The organism is Burkholderia sp. GbtcB21 (assembly GCF_019091065.1).
Taxonomy (GTDB): domain Bacteria; phylum Pseudomonadota; class Gammaproteobacteria; order Burkholderiales; family Burkholderiaceae; genus Burkholderia; species Burkholderia pyrrocinia_C.
In genome coordinates this window covers 1-244 of the sequence record NZ_JAGXKA010000398.1, presented here as the reverse complement: position 1 = coordinate 244, position 244 = coordinate 1, and the positions used below count along the sequence as shown (strand labels likewise).

The window sequence follows — 244 nt, the reverse complement described above, 5'->3', positions numbered from 1 at the left end:
CAGGCAGATGATCAGCGGAAACGCGATGAAGTCCCCCCGGTTCGGCAGAACGCGCCACGCGGACGCGTCGGCGGACCGGTTCGGATTGAAGAATCCGACGCCCATCAGGCGCCCTCCCCGGTAAGGCCGAACGAAGCCGGCAGTCGATGTTGGGTCATGGCAAAGCGCACGGGCGCGGTAATTCGATTGACTGACGATCTCGCGCGGGTGCAATGCGCCGTGCGTGCAAGCTGCGCCCCGCGCG

1 pseudogene is annotated in these 244 nt (G+C 66.4%); it reads right to left on the bottom strand.

Going from position 1 to position 244, the window contains the following annotated elements:
- A pseudogene (locus tag KVT39_RS38340) lies at positions 1-213 on the bottom strand (sulfonate ABC transporter permease); the annotation flags it as partial.
- Between the last annotated feature and the right edge of the window lie 31 nt (positions 214-244).